This window comes from Arthrobacter sp. JCM 19049, assembly GCF_001310435.1.
The window spans coordinates 1-1,698 of the sequence record NZ_BAXF01000462.1 but is presented as its reverse complement, the minus strand read 5'-3'; the positions used below and the strand labels follow the sequence as shown (position 1 = coordinate 1,698).

The window sequence follows — 1,698 nt, the reverse complement described above, 5'->3', positions numbered from 1 at the left end:
CGGGGCGCAACCCAGGCGGTGGAACGACAGTGAACGGGGTACGGGGCACGATGGAAGATCAGCAAGTCTGGCTCAGCGAGGAACAACGCGAGGCCTGGCTGGCCCTGAACAGCGTGATCACCCTGCTGCCCGGAGCACTGGATACCGAGCTGCAGAACCTGCAGGGCATCACCCTGTTCGACTACCACATGCTCGCGATGCTCTCCGAGGCCCCGGAACGCAACCTGACCATGACCGAGCTGGCCTCGCGCAGCAGCGCCTCGCTCTCCCGGCTGTCCCACGTGGTGAAGAAGCTTGAGGCCCGCGGCTGGGTGGTGCGCCTGCAGTCCAAGGGGGACGCGCGTGTGAAGATCGCCTCATTGACCACCAAGGGATGGGACATGTTGGTGCAGATGGCCCCGCATCATGTGGCCACGGTACGCCAACTGGTTTTCGAATCCCTCGATGACAAGGACGTTAAGGATCTGAGGCGGATTGCGCGAAAAATTGTGCAGCGTCTGGACCCCGAACACTGGATCCTGGAGCGCTCCTGAGCCGATTTGGATTGCCGCCGATTTATTGGCTATCCTAATATGGCGTTAATCGCGCGCTTCGTTGTGCCGCCATTGCGGTGGCATGGTGGGCGTGCGTAGCCCGTAATACCGAATATCGCGACCACCTGAGTACGGGGAAAATGCTCTACCGGTCACGAAGTTCACCGTCTTACATGCTTCAAGGCGCTTCGGTTGGTTCTCACCCAGCCTGGTTACCTTCATAGTGTGCAGTATTAACGGTGTTTCACTGGTTGGCGGGACTCATAACGCCTGAGTGGTATGGGCTCGTTGGCCCTTGTCACGCGCGAGTACCGTCAAATTTTACTACTACTAACTGAGGAGTGATCATGGCAGCTGTATGCCAGGTGACCGGTGCAGTTCCGAACTTCGGACACAGCATCTCCCACTCGCATCGTCGCACCAAGCGTCGTTTCGACCCGAACATCCAGAAGAAGACCTACTGGGTTCCTTCCCTGCGTCGTAAGGTGACCCTGAACGTTTCCGTTCGCGGTATGAAGCTGATCGACGTGCGCGGTATCGACGCCGTTGTTTCCGAACTGCTTGCGAAGGGTGTGAAGCTCTAAACATGGCAAAGAAGGATAAGGACGTACGTCCGATCATCAAGCTGAAGTCGACCGCCGGTACCGGATTCACTTACGTGACCCGCAAGAACCGTCGTAACAACCCGGACCGCATGGTTCTGAAGAAGTACGACCCGGTTGTCCGTAAGCACGTTGAATTCCGAGAGGAGCGCTAAGACATGGCCAAGAAGTCAAAGATCGCCAAGAACGAACAGCGCAAGGTCATCGTCGAGCGTTACGCCGAAAAGCGTCTCGAACTGAAGAAGACCCTTGTGGACCCGAACGCTTCCGACGAGGCTCGCGAAGCAGCCCGCGTGGGCCTGCAGAAGCTTCCTCGTGACGCTTCGCCGGTGCGCGTGCGCAACCGCGACTCCATCGACGGTCGCCCGCGCGGTACCTTCCAGAAGTTTGGTATCTCCCGTGTTCGCTTCCGCGACATGGCTCACCGCGGTGAGCTGCCGGGCATTACCAAGTCCTCCTGGTAAGCACCAAAGTTTAGGGATTCGTCCCAGCAGCATGCCGCTGCGCCGACTGGCGCGGCGGCATGCTGCCGTTAACGGCCGGACTGGATCATCACGGTCGTG

At 58.9% G+C, this 1,698-nt stretch carries 4 protein-coding genes; all 4 read left to right on the top strand.

From position 1 onward, the window contains the following. Positions 1–50 precede the first annotated feature (50 nt). The 4 genes from JCM19049_RS13415 to rpsN all read left to right on the top strand — a co-directional run bounded on the left by JCM19049_RS13415 (position 51) and on the right by rpsN (position 1,599). Entirely contained in the window at positions 51–533 is a 483-nt protein-coding gene (locus tag JCM19049_RS13415) for a MarR family winged helix-turn-helix transcriptional regulator (RefSeq protein WP_054821835.1), read from the top strand. 347 nt (positions 534–880) lie between these two features. Next, complete coding sequence (gene rpmB / locus JCM19049_RS13410; RefSeq protein WP_054821836.1) at positions 881–1,117, top strand: 50S ribosomal protein L28; 237 nt, start codon at positions 881–883, stop codon at positions 1,115–1,117. Between the two features lie 2 nt (positions 1,118–1,119). Beyond that, complete coding sequence (gene rpmG, locus JCM19049_RS13405) at positions 1,120–1,290, top strand: 50S ribosomal protein L33 (RefSeq protein ID WP_054821834.1); 171 nt, start codon at positions 1,120–1,122, stop codon at positions 1,288–1,290. Between the two features lie 3 nt (positions 1,291–1,293). Beyond that, on the top strand, positions 1,294–1,599 hold the full coding sequence (gene rpsN, locus JCM19049_RS13400) for a 30S ribosomal protein S14 (protein WP_054821833.1): 306 nt from the start codon (positions 1,294–1,296) through the stop codon (positions 1,597–1,599). Positions 1,600–1,698: the final 99 nt, after the last annotated feature.

Excerpts from the sequence above, each read along its gene's own strand:
- JCM19049_RS13415 (WP_054821835.1), top strand. The coding sequence starts at position 51 with ATGGAAGATCAGCAAGTCTGGCTCAGCGAGGAACAACGCGAGGCCTGG.
- rpmB (WP_054821836.1), top strand. The coding sequence starts at position 881 with ATGGCAGCTGTATGCCAGGTGACCGGTGCAGTTCCGAACTTCGGACAC.
- rpmG (WP_054821834.1), top strand. The coding sequence starts at position 1,120 with ATGGCAAAGAAGGATAAGGACGTACGTCCGATCATCAAGCTGAAGTCG.
- rpsN (WP_054821833.1), top strand. The coding sequence starts at position 1,294 with ATGGCCAAGAAGTCAAAGATCGCCAAGAACGAACAGCGCAAGGTCATC.